Source organism: Desulfitispora alkaliphila, from assembly GCF_050433185.1.
Lineage (GTDB): Bacteria > Bacillota > Desulfitisporia > Desulfitisporales > Desulfitisporaceae > Desulfitispora > Desulfitispora alkaliphila.
Map to the genome: position 1 here is coordinate 1 of NZ_JBNPXS010000052.1, position 16,751 is coordinate 16,751.

At 37.6% G+C, this 16,751-nt stretch carries 18 protein-coding genes and 2 pseudogenes; 4 read left to right on the plus strand and 16 right to left on the minus strand.

Features of this window, described 5'->3' with window-relative positions; all coding sequences use genetic code 11:
- Nucleotides 1-67: 67 nt before the first annotated feature.
- From GGQ84_RS13935 to GGQ84_RS13950, 4 genes and pseudogenes are all read right to left on the minus strand, one after another.
- Nucleotides 68-478 (minus strand): annotated as a pseudogene (locus GGQ84_RS13935) (oligopeptide/dipeptide ABC transporter ATP-binding protein); the annotation flags it as partial.
- Nucleotides 479-579: 101 nt separating this feature from the next.
- A pseudogene (locus GGQ84_RS13940) lies at nucleotides 580-801 on the minus strand (ABC transporter permease); the annotation flags it as partial.
- A 30-nt stretch (nucleotides 802-831) separates the two neighbouring features.
- Nucleotides 832-2,757 carry a RecQ family ATP-dependent DNA helicase gene (locus GGQ84_RS13945; RefSeq protein ID WP_429163422.1) on the minus strand — a complete coding sequence of 642 codons (1,926 nt, stop codon included), beginning with the start codon at nucleotides 2,755-2,757 and terminating at the stop codon, nucleotides 832-834.
- Between the two features lie 229 nt (nucleotides 2,758-2,986).
- Nucleotides 2,987-3,235: a hypothetical protein gene (locus GGQ84_RS13950; protein WP_429163423.1), complete on the minus strand. Its 249-nt coding sequence runs from the start codon at nucleotides 3,233-3,235 to the stop codon at nucleotides 2,987-2,989.
- A gap of 106 nt (nucleotides 3,236-3,341) precedes the next feature.
- Between GGQ84_RS13950 and GGQ84_RS13955 the strand changes: the two genes are divergently transcribed.
- The 3 genes from GGQ84_RS13955 to GGQ84_RS13965 all read left to right on the plus strand — a co-directional run bounded on the left by GGQ84_RS13955 (nucleotide 3,342) and on the right by GGQ84_RS13965 (nucleotide 5,727).
- A complete protein-coding gene (locus GGQ84_RS13955; RefSeq protein WP_429163424.1) occupies nucleotides 3,342-3,566 on the plus strand; it encodes a hypothetical protein in 225 nt (74 codons plus the stop codon).
- 167 nt (nucleotides 3,567-3,733) lie between these two features.
- On the plus strand, nucleotides 3,734-4,279 hold the full coding sequence (locus GGQ84_RS13960; protein WP_429163425.1) for a LysM peptidoglycan-binding domain-containing protein: 546 nt from the start codon (nucleotides 3,734-3,736) through the stop codon (nucleotides 4,277-4,279).
- A 101-nt stretch (nucleotides 4,280-4,380) separates the two neighbouring features.
- Nucleotides 4,381-5,727, plus strand: coding sequence for an MATE family efflux transporter (locus tag GGQ84_RS13965; protein WP_429163426.1), 1,347 nt, complete (start codon nucleotides 4,381-4,383; stop codon nucleotides 5,725-5,727).
- A gap of 50 nt (nucleotides 5,728-5,777) precedes the next feature.
- On the opposite strand, the gene GGQ84_RS13970 is transcribed toward GGQ84_RS13965, so the two are convergent.
- The 11 genes from GGQ84_RS13970 to GGQ84_RS14020 form a co-directional block, all read right to left on the minus strand.
- Entirely contained in the window at nucleotides 5,778-6,653 is an 876-nt protein-coding gene (locus GGQ84_RS13970) for a leucine-rich repeat domain-containing protein (RefSeq protein ID WP_429163427.1), read from the minus strand.
- Nucleotides 6,653-6,910, minus strand: coding sequence for a hypothetical protein (locus tag GGQ84_RS13975; protein WP_429163428.1), 258 nt, complete (start codon nucleotides 6,908-6,910; stop codon nucleotides 6,653-6,655). The genes GGQ84_RS13970 and GGQ84_RS13975 overlap by 1 nt, the downstream gene beginning before the upstream one ends.
- Nucleotides 6,911-6,921: 11 nt before the next feature.
- On the minus strand, nucleotides 6,922-7,122 hold the full coding sequence (locus GGQ84_RS13980) for a PhzF family phenazine biosynthesis protein (RefSeq protein WP_429163429.1): 201 nt from the start codon (nucleotides 7,120-7,122) through the stop codon (nucleotides 6,922-6,924).
- Nucleotides 7,123-7,208: 86 nt separating this feature from the next.
- A complete protein-coding gene (locus GGQ84_RS13985; protein ID WP_429163430.1) occupies nucleotides 7,209-8,336 on the minus strand; it encodes a stalk domain-containing protein in 1,128 nt (375 codons plus the stop codon).
- Nucleotides 8,337-8,487: 151 nt separating this feature from the next.
- A complete protein-coding gene (locus tag GGQ84_RS13990) occupies nucleotides 8,488-9,276 on the minus strand; it encodes an ABC transporter ATP-binding protein (RefSeq protein WP_429163431.1) in 789 nt (262 codons plus the stop codon).
- A gap of 13 nt (nucleotides 9,277-9,289) precedes the next feature.
- The gene (locus tag GGQ84_RS13995) at nucleotides 9,290-10,120 is read right to left on the minus strand and encodes an ABC transporter permease (protein ID WP_429163432.1); all 831 of its coding nucleotides are present in this window, start codon (nucleotides 10,118-10,120) and stop codon (nucleotides 9,290-9,292) included.
- A gap of 28 nt (nucleotides 10,121-10,148) precedes the next feature.
- Nucleotides 10,149-11,270, minus strand: a complete 1,122-nt coding sequence (locus GGQ84_RS14000) for an ABC transporter substrate-binding protein (protein WP_429163433.1) — start codon at nucleotides 11,268-11,270, stop codon at nucleotides 10,149-10,151.
- 198 nt (nucleotides 11,271-11,468) lie between these two features.
- Complete coding sequence (locus GGQ84_RS14005) at nucleotides 11,469-12,656, minus strand: thiolase family protein (RefSeq protein ID WP_429163434.1); 1,188 nt, start codon at nucleotides 12,654-12,656, stop codon at nucleotides 11,469-11,471.
- 33 nt (nucleotides 12,657-12,689) lie between these two features.
- The gene (locus tag GGQ84_RS14010; protein ID WP_429163435.1) at nucleotides 12,690-13,400 is read right to left on the minus strand and encodes a LiaF domain-containing protein; all 711 of its coding nucleotides are present in this window, start codon (nucleotides 13,398-13,400) and stop codon (nucleotides 12,690-12,692) included.
- Between the two features lie 42 nt (nucleotides 13,401-13,442).
- A complete protein-coding gene (locus tag GGQ84_RS14015) occupies nucleotides 13,443-14,411 on the minus strand; it encodes a DUF697 domain-containing protein (RefSeq protein ID WP_429163436.1) in 969 nt (322 codons plus the stop codon).
- A gap of 52 nt (nucleotides 14,412-14,463) precedes the next feature.
- Nucleotides 14,464-14,955 carry a hypothetical protein gene (locus tag GGQ84_RS14020; protein WP_429163437.1) on the minus strand — a complete coding sequence of 164 codons (492 nt, stop codon included), beginning with the start codon at nucleotides 14,953-14,955 and terminating at the stop codon, nucleotides 14,464-14,466.
- Nucleotides 14,956-15,420: 465 nt separating this feature from the next.
- Here GGQ84_RS14020 and GGQ84_RS14025 point away from each other — a divergent pair, with 465 nt between their 5' ends.
- Nucleotides 15,421-15,861, plus strand: coding sequence for a CBS domain-containing protein (locus GGQ84_RS14025; protein ID WP_429163438.1), 441 nt, complete (start codon nucleotides 15,421-15,423; stop codon nucleotides 15,859-15,861).
- 431 nt (nucleotides 15,862-16,292) lie between these two features.
- Here GGQ84_RS14025 and GGQ84_RS14030 read toward each other — a convergent pair whose 3' ends face one another.
- The gene (locus GGQ84_RS14030; protein ID WP_429163439.1) at nucleotides 16,293-16,649 is read right to left on the minus strand and encodes a hypothetical protein; all 357 of its coding nucleotides are present in this window, start codon (nucleotides 16,647-16,649) and stop codon (nucleotides 16,293-16,295) included.
- Nucleotides 16,650-16,751: the final 102 nt, after the last annotated feature.

Consider the following 16,751-nt stretch of genomic DNA (forward strand, 5'->3'; position numbering starts at 1 on the left):
GGGTCCTTTTTGCTTCGAAGCTTTGGACACCTCGTATGATACCAAGGGGGCTTTTTTTATTCAATCCTCATTTAAATTCATTACAGGAATGCTCCCTTAATATTGGTTTTTCCTTTTTGCATATATCCATGACTTGAGGACAACGAGTGTGAAAACAACAACATGGAGGCGGGTTCGAAGGGCTAGGTACATCCCCTTTTAATATAATGCGCTCCTGTTTTCTATAAATGTCCCACTCAGGCAAAGCCGAGAGCAATGCTTTGGTATAAGGGTGTAAAGGATTTGCATAAAATTCTTCCTTTGTGGATTCCTCAACCAGAGAACCTAAATACATAACGCCAACTCGGTCTGACATGTGCTTCACAACACTTAGGTCATGAAATATAAAGAGAAATGTCAATCAAAACTTTTTTTGTAAATCTTTAAGCAGATTAATAATTTGAGACTGAATTGACACATCCAGTGCTGAAACAGGTTCGCGTACATTGAAGGATACTCCATCTACAGCGCCAACAACAGATTTATCAGTATGAAAATAAGTTTTTAAGTCTTTTACTTGTAACAAATATTCCAATTATATCACCCCTTCCCTTGATTCCTTGACTTGGGATCAAGAGCATCTCGAAGTCCATCCCCCAACAGGTTAAAGCCCAATACTACTAAAAATATGGCCAAACCAGGAAACGTAGTCAGGTGGTGTGCTACTCGATAATATTCTCGTCCCTTACTTAGCATAGTACCCCACTCAGGATCTGGAGCTTGGGCACCTAGACCTAAAAAACCTAACCCTGCCGCCCAAAGGAACTTATTACATGTCTCAAAGATCCCCCTCTATTTTTGTAACTGTAGATGTACCCAGCTCTTTACCTCTAAAAAAGGATGTCTTTCTAAAGTGCCAAAGTGCTTTAGCTTCTTTGCCTTGAGCCTAATCAAGGAAGGAGAAGATATGCCACAAAGGAATTTGGTGATATTTTGCACTGAACAATTGTCCCTGGCAGCTTCAGATAATTCTCCGGTCAGTTCCCTAAAGCAGTAGCTACTAAGTGGTGGCAATTCAATTGTGTACTCAATGTAAGCTGGACCGCTCTGACAAAATGAACAGTGCCCACAATGATCTTTATCGATATATTCGCCAAAATAGTGGGCAAGTCTTTTACTAATGCAGGAATCACTTTCAAAGAAGTTAATTAATTTGTGTATTCTTTCTATTTCTTGTCTTTCTTTTGCCCCAAAAAGGTCTCCCAGCTTTTTCCCCACCACTTGGACATTAAAGTCATTTTTTAGAATATCATAGGATTCAACTGCTTGTTTGGATTGAAGTTCAATCCATCCTTTTTCGGAAAAATATTCAAGAGCTGCAATGATTCGTTCTCGATTTGCCTGATCATAGCTCTGAAGAATACCTGGTAAATCCACATATGTCCAGACTTTTTTCGTCTGGCAGTTATTGAAAACCTCACTGATAAACTTTCTTCTTTCCCCCTCAAATGTGTTTATGATAACAGCAGGCTCTACCTGATATTTAAACGTGTATTCATCAAAGCGAGTATGCTTAGGCCGAATAATTCCTTCCATTTCTAGATATACCAGTAGGGTTTTAAAGGGTAATACCCTTATATCCATTTCATATGAGAGAGCAGTTAATTTGATTTCCCACACCGGATCATCATGATATTTAATTTTGTGGAGAAGCTTCTCAATGGCTTCCCTTTCCGGGGTGTCACCATAAATGAAATTCTCTAGCTGGCTAATATTATTCCTGTTTGCCAAGACTTCGCAAAAGGACTGCTTGCCGTCTCTACCGGAGCGTCCAATTTCCTGACTGTAGTTTTCTATAGACTTTGGCAAGTCATAATGAATTACTCGTCGTATATTTTTTTTGTCTATTCCCATTCCAAAAGCTATAGTTGCAACGATGCAATTTATCTTCCCAGCCAGAAACTCATTTTGAATTCGCTCTCGCTCTTCATCATCCATTCCAGCATGATAAGGAAATGCGCTAATCCCGTTATCGCTAAGGAAGTTTGAAACTTGCTCTGTAGTTTTTTGCAAGGTGACGTATACGATAGTTGGATCATTTGGAGATTCTTTAATTCGCTGGCGCAAATGATTTAATTTTTCAGTTTCCGAGGTAGGGGAAACTTTTAAGAAAAGGTTGTTTCTATAGAAACCTGTAACCACCACATTTTCGCTGGGCACAAGGAATTTACCGCACATATCATCCCGCACCTGCTCTGTTGCAGTAGCAGTTAACAATAAAACCTGGGGAATCCCAAATTCTTTTCTATAAACAGGTAGCTTCAAGTAGTCAGGGCGAAAATTATGCCCCCATTCCGAAATACAGTGAGCCTCATCCACCACCAGCATGGAAATATTCAATCGCTGCAGCTGGGCACGAAAACGCTCATTATTGAAGCGTTCAACTGCAATCATCAATATTTTTAATTGTCCATTCCTTGCTCTTTCAAGGATTGTGTCGTGTTCCTCTTTACTGAGAGTGGAATCAAGACGGGCAGCAGGAATATTATGTTCCGTCAGAAAGTCTATTTGATCTTTCATCAGCGCAAGGAGCGGAGAAACCACTAAGGTCATATGGGGCAATATCATGGCTGGAAGCTGATAGCAGAGGGATTTCCCTGCTCCAGTGGGAAAGATCGCAGCAGCAGACTGGTTGTTTACCAGTCTGGAAATAACTTCTCTTTGACCTGTTTTAAAGGTACTAAATCCAAAATACTTTAGTAGTTCTTTTTCCAGCATACTTATTTTACCTCCATCAAATCTATTTACTTCTCATTTATAATACCACTATTTACAAAGAAATTATTGATAGTTCCTATGTTTTTTGTTCAAAATAACCTTACTCTAAATTACACCTATATGTTACAGATGTTAGACGGCAAACAGATCTATGAACATTTAAAGGGTCAGACCAATAATTAGTAACTATTGATCTGACCCAAATATACATTTTATAATGCTATAATCACTAATAGAAACCTACTACCCGATTGTTTCTTAAGTATGCTCTTGTTTCAGGACCATAGTGCCATACTGTGTGTCCACCACTCCAGGTGATTTTGTTTGGTGTACCCCAACTGAGAAGCACCATGTCACTTGTCATATTCATAGATATTCTATGATCTTTGATTAGACTTAACTGATCAAACATTAACCAACACGGCAATGAGAATTCACCGTTCCCTACTCCCCCTGCACAAGTAAAAGCTGCTAACACAACTAATACTACTTCCTCTACCCCGAATCCGAAGCCTGCTAATACGGCTCAGACGTCTACAACAGCAGGAAAACCAGCTACTAATTCAGAGAGTGGCTTAAGCAAAGTGGTGAAAGTAGTCACTGGACAACATAACCAGTCTGCTGTCCAGGTCAAAGCTAACCCCAATACCTTCAAAGCAGGCCAAAAGGTATTTGTCTCTAAACTGGGCCTGGCTGAGATTACATCAAACCCCGCCCTTCCCTCCCAAACCGTTCAGATTTTATTTCCCACCAGTGCTGAAGCAAGCTCATGGGATAGGACAGAAGTAGAGGTAATAATTTTAGAGTAACAAAAAGTTCCCAGTGCATACCGGGAACTTTTGCTTTTCCAGTCTCTATTCCAGAAATGAAAAGAAATCTTTGTGCAAGCAAAAAAAAGCCTTTTAAATACTTTCATTTTTTTGTTATTACCATATACTATAATGAAATATATTTTTACTAAGGGAGGTTATAGGTTATGCCTAAAAACAACGAGCCCCCAAATAAAGTAGAAGTTAACATTGTTACAATTCCAGGAGATTCCCTTTTTTCTCTTGCTAGAATCTTCAGTGTACTAAATATAGAAGACATCCTAGCACTTAACCCTGGAATCATTAATCCTAATGTCATTTTCCCTGGGCAAATTATCGCTATTCCTTCAGTAGCACCAGTTCCACCAGATGCACCCTCTAGCCCCGCGCAATACTTAGTAAGGCCAGGCGATAGCCTCTTTATTATTGCCCAGCGCTTTGGCTTAACGGTGCCATTATTACTAGAAGTTAACCCTCAAATAGTTAACCCGAATATTATCTCAGTCAATCAGGTTATAAATCTTCCAGTAACACCACCTTTGCCATCGCCAATGGAAACTATACAAATCTATGTTTCAGTGGGAGAAACTTTGCTCAGCATCTCTAGACGTACTGGAGTTAGTTTGCAAGCGATTATTGCCGCTAACCCACAGATTGTTGATCCGAACTTAATTTTTCTAGGTCAAATCATAAACGTTCCTCTAAGCTTTTAATGTAAAAATTCCCTCCCCCTATCCCTTACCAATCACTAACTTTTAGATTATAATACATAGGTAGTTATAAAATAAAACGAACTGATTAGCCGGAGGAACCAATGTATCACACAGAAAGCTGGAAGAATAAGATAATCATATATATATCAATTTTATGGCCAATTATGGTTACCCAATTAAGCTTAATAGCGATGAACCTAGTGGATACAATGATGTCTGGCCGTGTCAGTACCAACGATTTGGCTGGTGTAGCTATTGGTTCAAGCCTATGGGTACCTGTTTACGTTGGAACAGTGGGTATTTTGTTAGCTATTACACCTATGGTTTCCCAGCTTGTAGGTAGGGGACAGTATAAAAACATTCACTATACTGTTACTCAGGCTCTTTATCTAGCTGTAATTATTTCTATTTTAGTTATATGTGCTGGAAGAATTCTTGCTGACCCTATCTTGGCTTTTATGGAATTAGACTCAGAAGTTCATAGAATCGCCTTTCAGTACTTGATTGGCTTATCTATTGGCATAATACCCTTATTTGTATCTAATGTACTTAGGAATTTTTTTGATGGCCAAGGTTTTACCAAAATCACCATGATGATTACAGTTTTGGCAGTTCCTTTTAATGTATTACTAAACTATGGATTTATCTTTGGTAACTTTGGTCTACCTGCTCTTGGTGGGGTTGGTGCTGGCTATGCTACGGGCTTTACCTACTGGATTATCCTCTTGCTCAGCATTATGATTACCTTGTCGCTGCCTAAGGTAAAGCATTATAAAATCTTAAAGCAATGGGTTAAGCCCTCTTGGAAGGCATGGAAGGAGCAACTTGCTATCGGTGTTCCAATTGGGCTCTCTATTTTCTTTGAGACTAGTATTTTTTCTACTGTAACATTATTAATTGGGATCATGTTTACTTCAGTAACTATTGGCGCTAATCAAGTTGTGCTTAACTTTACTTCCTTTCTCTTTATGATTCCCTTGAGTATATCCATGGCTTTGACCATTGTGGTTGGCTATTCTATTGGTGGGGATAAGCTTCAGTACGCTAAGCAGTACACTATTATTGGGGTTACTGGTGGTCTTGCTTTCTCTGCGCTGAGTGCAACACTTCTATTCTTTTTTAGAGAATCCATTGCTACTTTATACACTGAAGATCCTGAGGTAATTGCATTAGCGGGACAGCTATTTAAAATAGCAATAATCTTTCAATTGTCGGATGCAGCTCAAGCTGGATTGCAAGGTGCCCTTCGAGGGTACAAGGATGTTAAGGTTACATTTTACATCGCTTTTGTATCCTATTGGATTATTGGAATTCCAGTTGGATATGTTCTTGCCGCTTTTACAGAGCTTGGACCTTTTGGGCTATGGATCGGCATAACTATGGGGTTAACCTTTGCTGCTATATGTTTCTTTATACGCCTTCGCATGATTCAAAAAAGGCATCAGTAAGGGCGCAGTATATACCGCGCCCTTAAACTTTTCATGAGTATATAGAATGTCTAATATAAAGTAATCTGGTGAGTTCGTTGATCAAAGTCAACCTCCGCTCCTAACTGCTCTGAGACAAATCTCAAAGGAATAAAGGTGGTACCGTTTTTAATCTGGGGGGCCACATTAAGTATAACTTTCGTAGTTTCAGTCTCTACAGTTATTTGCCGACTTGCTTCATGCCAATCTACTTTGGCTCCTAAGCCTTCGCTAATAAAACGCAATGGTACTAGAGTGCGATTATTTTTTATATAAGGTGCTTGTGTAAGCGTTACATAAGCGCCATTGATATAGGCATCTACTTTATTAGGGTAAAGGACGATCTTAGGTTGCTCAGTAAAGATGTTTAGGAGGACAGTTGTTTCTTGCTCTTGTAAACGCCCTATATTATCTGCAGTCACTTCATCTTTAGTATTAATGATATTTCCATTTAAGTTCAGAAGCTTTAAATTGGTCAATGCGGTCAAGCCCTCCACTTTAGTGAGATGGTTATTAGCCAAGTTCAAATCTTCCATGCTTGTTAGATTGGTAAAACTCTCTCCTAACTCAGTAATCCTGTTGTCCTGAAGATTTAATTGTCGTAGGTTTGGCAATCCTTCTAGTTTGGAAATATTGGTAATCTCATTATGATTTAGGTACAGTTTCTCCAAGCTACTTAAATTGTTTAACTGTTCAGCAACCTCTGTTAAGTCGTTGCTGTCAAGCCATAAAAGCTTAAGTTGGCTTAATCTGCTTAGGTCTGGTAGTTCAGTAATCTTATTTCCTGTTAACACTAGCTCTTCTAGATTTGTCAATTGAACTAGCGGGCTAATATCTTGGATGTTGTTATATTTCAGGGTAAGGTAATTCAGATTATTTAAGGAAGCAAGAGGTGTAACATCTCTCACTAATGAGTCAGATTCAACTTCAAATATGTAGTAAACGCTTTTCCCATAATAAATGGTTTAATATTTAATGCTTTAGCTATATCAGCTGAAACTTCAACCGCTTCAGGTTCGGAAGCGGGGAAATCTAGCTCTATCCATGAATTACTTAACCCGGCAGGTAGCACACCACTTTTACTGTAGAACTTAGCAGTTTTATCTTTATTCAGGTATCCTTCCTCCCATAGACTGTGTGCACTTGCAAGTGTAGCATGTCTCACATAGCTTAACATCAGTAGTTGGAGTAAACCACCTTATTTACATAACCATCTAGCTTTGGCATCAAGAAAGCCGTCTCTGATAAATTCATCTCGTGTGCAACTTTTTGCATCCAACTATCATTCTTTTTACTACTTAAAACACACACTGCTGCAGGATTTCCTGAAAAGGGTTTATCTGTAAACGCGTCCACCTGAAAAATTTTTAGTGTCATTTTTTATCCCTTCACTTTAGGGCTTTGCTTATTTATACATTATTGTAATACCCCTCGCTTATTTGCGAGGGGCATTGTCTACTATTTTATTTAATTGGAATAGTTACTTTAAACATCTTAGAACCGTCCTTCATGCTCTCACTATACAACTCTAAATATAATTCAGCATCTACAAAATCCTCAGGGACTTCCACAACTTCTTCAAAGTAGCCCCAATCCATAAAGGCTGCAGTAGTAAAGCCACTATGAATTACATCTCCTGCGTCAGTAATCAAATTATAGCTAACTGTACCTTCATGGACATTAGCAATGCCTGTTAGCAAGTATTCATTTTCTCCCTGCTCTTCTATACTAAAAATCTTTATCCATTCTGAAGATGCAATAATAGGCTGCTCAATAGTATCAATACCCCACAATCCCATAAAATACCTGTTTTCATCATCCACATCTGAAAACTTTAAAGGTGACTCTTTGTCTTCAACGACAATAAGATCATATGGGTAGGTGATTACTTGCGTCACCGTGGCTCCTTCTTCAGGCTCAGTTGTTTTGATGTTGAAAACTAGGTTCCCATCAACAGCAGTTACTTCCTCAACCTTTACTGCATACCCTCCTGTTGGCTTTTGGCCCTCAGTAACAAAAACATACCTCTTCCCATCAAGCACTTTTTCTTGAACTGCAGGCACCTTTCTAGAGTGCTCTATCCAGCTTCTGATTTCATCAGGTAACTTTTCGGAATCTGGCCTATAAAAAGCACTTTCTGTACCAAGATTAATAATATTAATAGTGTGATAATCATTTTTCTGATAATCCACATTGTACCCTAGTGCTTGGCTTACAAATCTTAAAGGCACATAAGTCCTTCCCTCTTTAATTACAGCTATGGTATCCATTTCAATAGTACCATTAGAGGTAATTACCTCTTGGCTATCTATAGTAATATGAATTTCTTCATTTTCCGATTTGGTGATTGTTACTGTCTTAGTAGCATTATCCCAGTCTGTTTCGTAACCTAAGCCTTCACTGACTGCTCTCAAGGGAATTTGAGTTCTAGATTGCTGGTCTAGAAATGGACTTCCCAAATGATTTTCAATAGTAAATGGTTCATCGTTAATAAAAATCCGGAAGTCTTCTTCTGCAGCTCCTGTAACATTAGCGAATAAAAGTATTGCTAAACCAATAATAGCAATATAAATGAAGCTACTTTTTTTCATCTTAAATCTCCTCCTCCATAAATATTAGCTCCTAATTTTATTAAACTTAATTAGCTAGCTATACTTCTTAGACGGATAGCAAATTGCATTTGTTCCAAAATTAAAGAACAAAAACCTCTTAGCCAAATAAAACAGCTAAAGAGGTTTTTTATCATAGATTTATTACATTATCATTATTATTACTCGATTCTTCAGTGAGCATATTTAGGAGCATAGATGTTAATTTTCCAAATTGAGGATTGGAACGCTCCCTAGGCCGAGGCATTGACACATTAATAATATCTTTGATTCTCCCAGGACCACTTGTCATAACAACTATTCTATCTGCTAAATACACTGCTTCATCTACACTGTGGGTAACAAAAATTATGGTCTTTTTGTTTTGTCTCCATATATTGAGCAGTTCCTGCTGCAGTAAAATTCTTGTATGGGCGTCTAGTGCCCCAAAGGGCTCATCCATTAAAAGCAACTGAGGGTCGCTTGCAAGCGCCCTAGCTATTGCCACCCGCTGTTGCATACCACCAGAGAGTTCATACGGATAAGAGTTACTGTAATTCTGTAGCCCAACTAGCGTTAGATATTGTTCTGCTATTTCTTTCCTGCGTTTTTTCTTAATACCAGCAAATTCTAACCCCAAGGTAACATTATTTATTACAGTTCTCCAAGGCAATAATGAATACTGCTGGAACACCATCCCTATATCTTTATGACCTTTAGTCAAAGACTCTCCCTGATAAAATATTTCTCCCTTTGTCTCTACCTCTAAACCTGCAATTAATCGCAGAAGAGTTGACTTGCCGCATCCAGATGGACCTAGCAAACAAATAAACTCATTTTTATCTACACTCAAGTTTATGTCCTTTAGTGCATTAACCTGCGCTCCACGCTCCGTTATAAACGTCTTCTCTATTTCCTTTATCCTGAGCACTTTCGTAGACATTTCTACCACCTCATTAACTGGTATTTTTCTGCCATTTGAACTTGGTGTTTTCTATTTGTCTAAACATGTAGTCCAGAAACGCCCCGAATATTCCTATAACTATCATGCCGCAAATTACTACATCTGTACGAGCCAGTGTATAGGCATGGGTTATTAAGTATCCTACGCCCGAGACACTCCCTGGTAGCATTTCCGCTGAAACCAAGCACATCCAAGCTACTCCCAGTCCAGTCCTCATCCCGTTTACAATAGAAGGTGCAGCTGCGGGTATGAGAATTTTTAGAAAGATATCTCTATCCCCAGCTCCTAGTGTATGTGCCGACTCAATTAGGATTTTCTTCACATTGGCTACACCATAAATGGTACTAGTCAATATGGGGAAAAAAGCACCTATAAATATAATAAAGACCATTGAAAGCTTAATATGGCGTAAATATAAATACAAAGTTCCAGATTCCCAAGGGTAAAAATTAGCCATACTCGCTACTCCAAACCACGCTAAAACCAGTGGTACCCATGCCAGCGGTGGTATTGGTCTAAATAGACCTAAAAAGTTGCTTAGGAGATCATAGATTTTAAGATTATATCCCATAATTATTCCCACTGGAATAGCAATGAGAACAGCTGCAAAGTAGCCAATCATTACTCTTACTAAACTAGTCAAAAGGTTATCTATTAAAGAACCCATTCCCAATAAATCTTGGGTAGGTCTAAAGATTATTGCAAAAACATCTGTCACCCGCGGAAGTATAATAGGCTTATTTATACTAATTGCTAAAAGCTCCCATAAAACCACGAATATTATAGGTACTAATAAGGGTAACAGCTTCTTTTTGTAGTTCACTTTATCACCTCATCTACTTTTGCAACCACTATAAAACGTCGTTCACTATGCTAAAATCAAAAATAATATCTTCCACTTGGTCTACACTTTTTTCTTTAAGCTGACCTGTAAAGTTCCCCATTTCATTTAGGACTTCTAGATATATATCCACTCCATTAACCCAGTTAGATGTAGGATTTGTAGTATAGTGGACTTCAGAAAGGGCCGCCGCTTCTGCTGGAATCCCCAGCCACTTAGCATTAATATTAGCTGTACTTTCCCTGTTGTCATTTGCATACTCAGAACTCTTTGTCATTAAGTTCATAAATGCAACAGCTATATCTCGATAATTCTCAAGTAATTCATCACTAGCCGCCACTATACAGCATGGGAAATCACACCAGTGACCCTCTGGCGGTAAATCTTTTAACTCCATCACTTGTCTTCCTGTATTATTTGTTTCAGCAACTAGTGGGTGTGGAGAAGGTCCTACCCATCCATCAACCTGTCCACTTGTAAGGGCTGGACTCAAGTTATTAGTGGCTTTTAAGTCAACCATTAGGATATCGGCATCTATATTATTAGGATTAGAAGTATAGTCAATCCCAGCCCTATGCAATGCTCCTTCAAAGACAATTTTCGGAGCACTAGTAGGTGAGTGATATCCAATACTAACTGGCTCATCCTGTTCAGCAACATACTCCAAAAACTCATCCCAGCCATCTAGCGGATTGTCTACTGGGAAAACCAATCCCAATCCTTCTGTATGAACAGGCCCTAATATCTTAATTCCAGTTCCATTGTCTATACTACTTAAAGCAGCCGGTGTAGAAAATAAACCTATATCTAAGTTTCCTTGGGCAAACATTGTAGCAGACTCAGAACCACTCTTAGAAACCACTAGCTCTATATCTGCAATAACTTTATCATTGGAAATAAGGTTATATTTCTCCCCTTCAATCACTGGTTCCAAATATGTACCATATTCAGCAAAGTAATCACCTTTCTCTAAAGCTACAAATAATGGAGCTTGGTGGTCAACAAAGATGTAGCTAACATAAATTGTAGGTATTTTATCATCACTTTCTGTAGACTCACTTCCACACCCTACAACTGCTACGGCAGTTACCAACAAAATAATTAATAGATATACATTAGTCTTATTCTTCACAATTCTCCCCCCAAATTAATATTTCAACTACCAATTATAGCCATATGTTTGTACTTAAGCAATATATTTTATAGATAGTTCCTATCAATTTTAATCTAATTCTTCGATATAAGGTGAAGGAATTGTTTATGAAAATATAAAAGTGACTAGAGCCCCATAAAATCTCTAGCCACCTACTGTTTGACTAATCTCTGAAAACTAATCGGCTATCCGTTCAATAATCATCGCTTTGCCCATGCCGCCCCCCACGCAAAGAGTTGCCAAGCCATACTTTAATTTCCGACGCATCATTTCGTGTAATAATGTGACCACTATTCTAGCACCTGTACATCCTACTGGGTGCCCCAACCCAATACCACTACCGTTTACATTGACAATAGAGCGGTCTAAATCTAGTAACTTTTCTACAGCAAGATACTGAGCGGCGAATGCTTCATTGACTTCAATTAGATCCATGTCCCCCAAGGTCAAGTTAGCCTTTTGTAAGGCTTTTTTCACTGCTGGAACTGGCCCATACCCCATCAGCTCTGGTTCAACCCCAGCTACTGCATAGGACACAATCCGAGCTAAGGGTTTAACACCAAGCTCTTTAGCCTTTCGTTCTGAAGCCAATACCACCGCAGCAGCCCCATCGTTCAGTCCCGAACTATTGCCTGCTGTAACAGTGCCACCCTTAACAAAAACCGGCTTTAATTTTGCCAGGTCCTCCATAGTCAAACCTTCTCTGGGATGCTCATCAGTATCGATAACCTTTTCCTTGCCTCTTTTTAAATTTATAGTCACGGGTACAATTTCTTCTTTAAATCGACCACTCTTAATTGCGTCAACTGCATTGCGGTGACTTCTTAGGGACACTTCGTCCTGCTCTTCTCGAGTAATACCGTACTTTACAGCCAAATTCTCTGCTGTTTCACCCATCATGATATGGTCAATTGGGTCCTCTAATAATTCCCAAACAGAATCAGTAACCTCTCCATGCTGCATACGCTGACCCCAACGGCCATTTTTTAGTATATAAGGAGAAGAACTCATACATTCTACCCCCCCAGCCAAAACCACATCAGCATCCTCTAAGCGAATCTCCTGAGTGCCAGATACAATGGCCTGCATAGCAGAACTACATTGCCTTTGAACTGTAAATGCAGTAACTTCCTTTGGAAAACCCGCCTTCAATGCAACAACCCTTGCCACATTTGGCTCATCGGTTCGCTGAATACAATTTCCCAATACAACCTCATCATAGCTACCTTTATCCTCTATTCCCGCTCTTCTCACAACCTCCTCTACAGCAAACATGGCCAGTTCATTTGGCAGCAAGCTTTTCATAGAACCTCCAAAATCTCCAATAGGTGTCCTAGCACCTGATAAAATAAATACTTCTTCCATGAAATTTACCCCCCACTGTTTGGCTTTTTGCTTTTAGATACTTTTTACTTCTATGCCTCCCATTAAAGCCCTTGCTTGGATTCGCACTAGCTTATTGGTTTCACCGTCAACTTGGTTATCCATTGTTTTTTTGGCTATTATTCCCCCAGTCCCTTCTCCTAAAAACTCTATTCCTCCTAAGACCGTTATCCCCTCACAAACAACAGGTACATTTTCAGGTATTAAAATTTCTATTCCCCCCATTACAGCAGTCATATCTAATAGGGTCTCACCTTCAGGAATGTTCGCCTTTGTTAAATCCAATTCAACTCCACCCATCACAGCGTAATAAGAGTCACTTTTTAGGTCCCACGCTGCTTTTTTTCCTAGCTCTACTCCTCCCATAAAGGCTACATGTTTTTTGCCCCCAGCAGTTTTACCTATTAATAGGCTAATGCCAATTAATATAAAGATTATGGGCCAAAATAATTTCCACAAAAAAGATAAATCTAAATCAAGCCACCCCATATTTCTCAATAAAAAACTAACACCTATTGTAACTAGTATCACACCTGAAATTACATCCCATATGGACTTATTCTCTGATTTAATAAATTCGTACAAAAAGGAAAAGCCCCAAAACAGAAAAATTACTGGCCAGTAGGTGCTAAATAGCCCTCCTATTTCAATTTCAGTTAAACCTAAATTGTTTAATAGAAGGCTAACGCCTATAATTAAAATAATAATTCCTAAAAAGTATCTCATTTTCTCAGACCTCTCTTATAGATTTATGTAATTATATCATATTCAACTTTTAGACTTGAATATGCCTTTGAATTTATCTACAACTTCATTTTTTCCGTTCTTAAACTTATCAACCATTACTTTGCTACCAGATTTAATAAAAGTATTAATTAAGGTTTTTGTGGATTCAGATAGTACTTTACCAAACATTTTACCTGCTTCCATAGTAGCAGAATGTAGAATTGTTTTTTTATCCACCTTCTTTAAGGGTTGACTATATTTTTTTGCAATGCACCCTACTCTTAATGTTAAAAAACAGTTTGCTGAGCCCTGTATAATTGAGTTTGTAACTATATTGGTCATATTGGATGATCCTGCGGCAAAAGCAGTAGTCATGCTACCAGCTGTTTGTTCCAGGATAGGCTCAAACTGTACTTCAATAATCTCTACATTATCCATTTCTGAAACAAGAAACATTGTTCCAAGTATATTAATGTATATACTAAGGATTTCCTTTAGGGAAGGTCTCTGATTGTAGATAGTTGCTACTTTATATATGAGCTTTGACAACAGAACTAAAACTACTATCCCGTCTAGTCTTCCGTACTGAGAAACCGAGGTAAATAGAAAAACTTTTCTAGCTGTACTTTTTATTTCCTTATCTGCTTCATCATCTAATGCTGCTATAGCTTTATAAACATCTATTTCATCATTAGTAGTAAAGGTAAAATCTAAAAGATATTTGTTCTTAATAAATCTCGATTTAAGCTTCTTTATAGCTTGGTCGTATTTTATGCTATCTCTATTTTCTGGGACGCGAATTTCCTTTGGCATCTTAAGATAGATAATTATTGGAACAGTTAAAAATATCATGTAAATAGCTATAATTAACCAAAAGATAAATTGCCCCAGTAAAGGGTTGATTGCAGCAAAAAAATCGACTACTTGCATAGTTTGACCGATTACCATAATACATAAAGTAATAGCTAATATAATTCCAACGGATGCAGATATAATTTTTATTTCCCTCATAACCAGTACCGTACCTTTATCTTTTCTTTTGCTTCATAGAGCTTTAGTATTTCTATTGTACTATTTTATTAGAGAAAATAATATAATCTTTATGAATTGTCGAAACACTTTTGTTAAAGTTCGAGTTCACATGAATTATTTTCCATTTGCCATTATTCTCTACCAAGTAAATCTTTTGCTCTAATAAATCCTCTGAATTATCTTCTTCCGTTTTTCCAAAGCGTAGTTTAGCATAGAAAACATCATCAAATCCTAGGTAACTGCCCTTATATATAAACCTCCTGTCATGCCCTTTTGCCCATTTTTCATGTTCAAGCTTTTCCCAAGGAAAGTCGTTTGTTTCTGGATGTATAAACCCTTCTGCTATGCTTAAATCCTTTTCATTTCTAATAGCTCTGATAAAGCTACTAATAGCTTCATCAGGAGAAAAGCTATAATCTGCTGGAGGTCCCTCAAAAAAGTTATATGTTTTTGTTTTCCAAGTAGGTTCTATATTTATTTCATGAATTTCGTTAGTCAATCTTTCTTCAACAATTACAGTCAAGCCCTCCTCACTTGCTAGTGAGTACTCATTAAAAAAGAACTTGCCTTCTGAATAAAACTTTCTTAAATTACTGGCCGTATTTCCTCTATGTCCTCCGCTGCTAGTGGTGATATTTACTCCGTTCTCAGCAACAACAGTAACATTAATTTCATTATGAAGATCATTTATATCCCCTGCAAAGTAATGAATAAAAGGGATAAAACTCCGAAAAATCCTAGTACAAATAAAGCAAAAATGGTTTCCAAAAAGGTGATTTCTGTGTCATTTGACTTCCTCCTCAAAATTATTAGACGGACTCTGCTCTGTACTGTACTTATCATCTACATATATATATATTATTTGAATTTTATGAAATCCACCATAATTATCTTCTAAATATCTCCTGAATATATAGATTTGCTTATGAAGACAATAATAGTAGATCTGCATGTAAATAAAAAGCAATATTTTATAGGAGGGATTTTTGTGTCACAAACAGTAAATGAAATTATGACTAAAAATGTTGTTTCTATTTCTTCTCAGCAAACAATTAAGGAAGCTGCTCAGTTGATGAAGCAACATAACATTGGATCTATTCCTGTTGTAGATAACGGACAACTTCAAGGTATTGTAACAGATCGCGATATTACTATACGTTCAACTGCTGATGGAGAAGCTGATAACACCCCGGTAGCTGAATGTATGACTACTGATGTAACCGTTGCAAATTCCAATATGGATGTTCACCAAGTATCAAATATGATGGCAGAAAAACAAATTCGACGTTTGCCAGTGGTTGAAAACAACCAATTAGTAGGCATGGTAGCACTAGGTGATTTAGCCGAGCAGAATATTTATCAAGATGAAGCTGAAGAAGCACTAAGTAGCATTTCAACACCTGCTAAGCCAGATAAACTAAAGTCATAGTTAGTAGCATAGGCACTCACAAATAGAGTGCCTATTTTTACATAAGTTCCAACCCTTCCTCATCTTTTTGCTAATCTAAATAGGGCTTGTCGTTTTCTTTACTATAGCTGTTATTACCTGTATCTTATTTTATCTATAATTCTATCTATATTGAAAAAAACGCTAACTTGTAAGGTTAGCATTTCTTCAGATTAATTAAAGCTTCTACGATGTTTTTATATTACTATTTATAAGCTGGAGGTTTAACCTCATATCCTCGTATTTTATAATTTGAGCATACAATTCTATTAAATTATGTATTCTTATTATTACAATCTATTAAAAAGACATACTGAATTGTCCTCTTGCTAGTAAAACAACCATAGATTTTTCTCCATGGTTGTTTTACAACTTACATTTATACACAATCTATAAATATATATATTAAAGATTTAAAGTGGACAGAAAAGGTTATTGTAAGCGTCAAATTCATCTTTTGTTTTCTCGAATTCCCCACTATCAAAAGCATCCTGGAACATTTTAATAACTTGACTTTCAGTAAGTGAATAATTAATAGCGGGATGTGTTGCATTAAGAAGCGCAGCTACCGCTTGCCGTGCCAATTGCTTTAATAAAGTCATGGGGGTGCTTGGGTTAATTGCTTGAAGAAGTGTTGTTGAAGAATCAAGGGCATTTCGATTAAACACAGTATTGAAAATATCATCCGTGCTGTATTCTGTGGGGGCCCAACTATTCAAGTGTTGTGGGCGTCCCCAATATCCTGGTGAACAACCTTCACGAATTCCCATAAAAATCCCTCCTTCTATAAAGTTAATATTTCTCTTTAATACTCACTCATTCTCAGTATTTCATTATCACCTAACAGTGGGTCAGCCTCAGGAACTGGATAG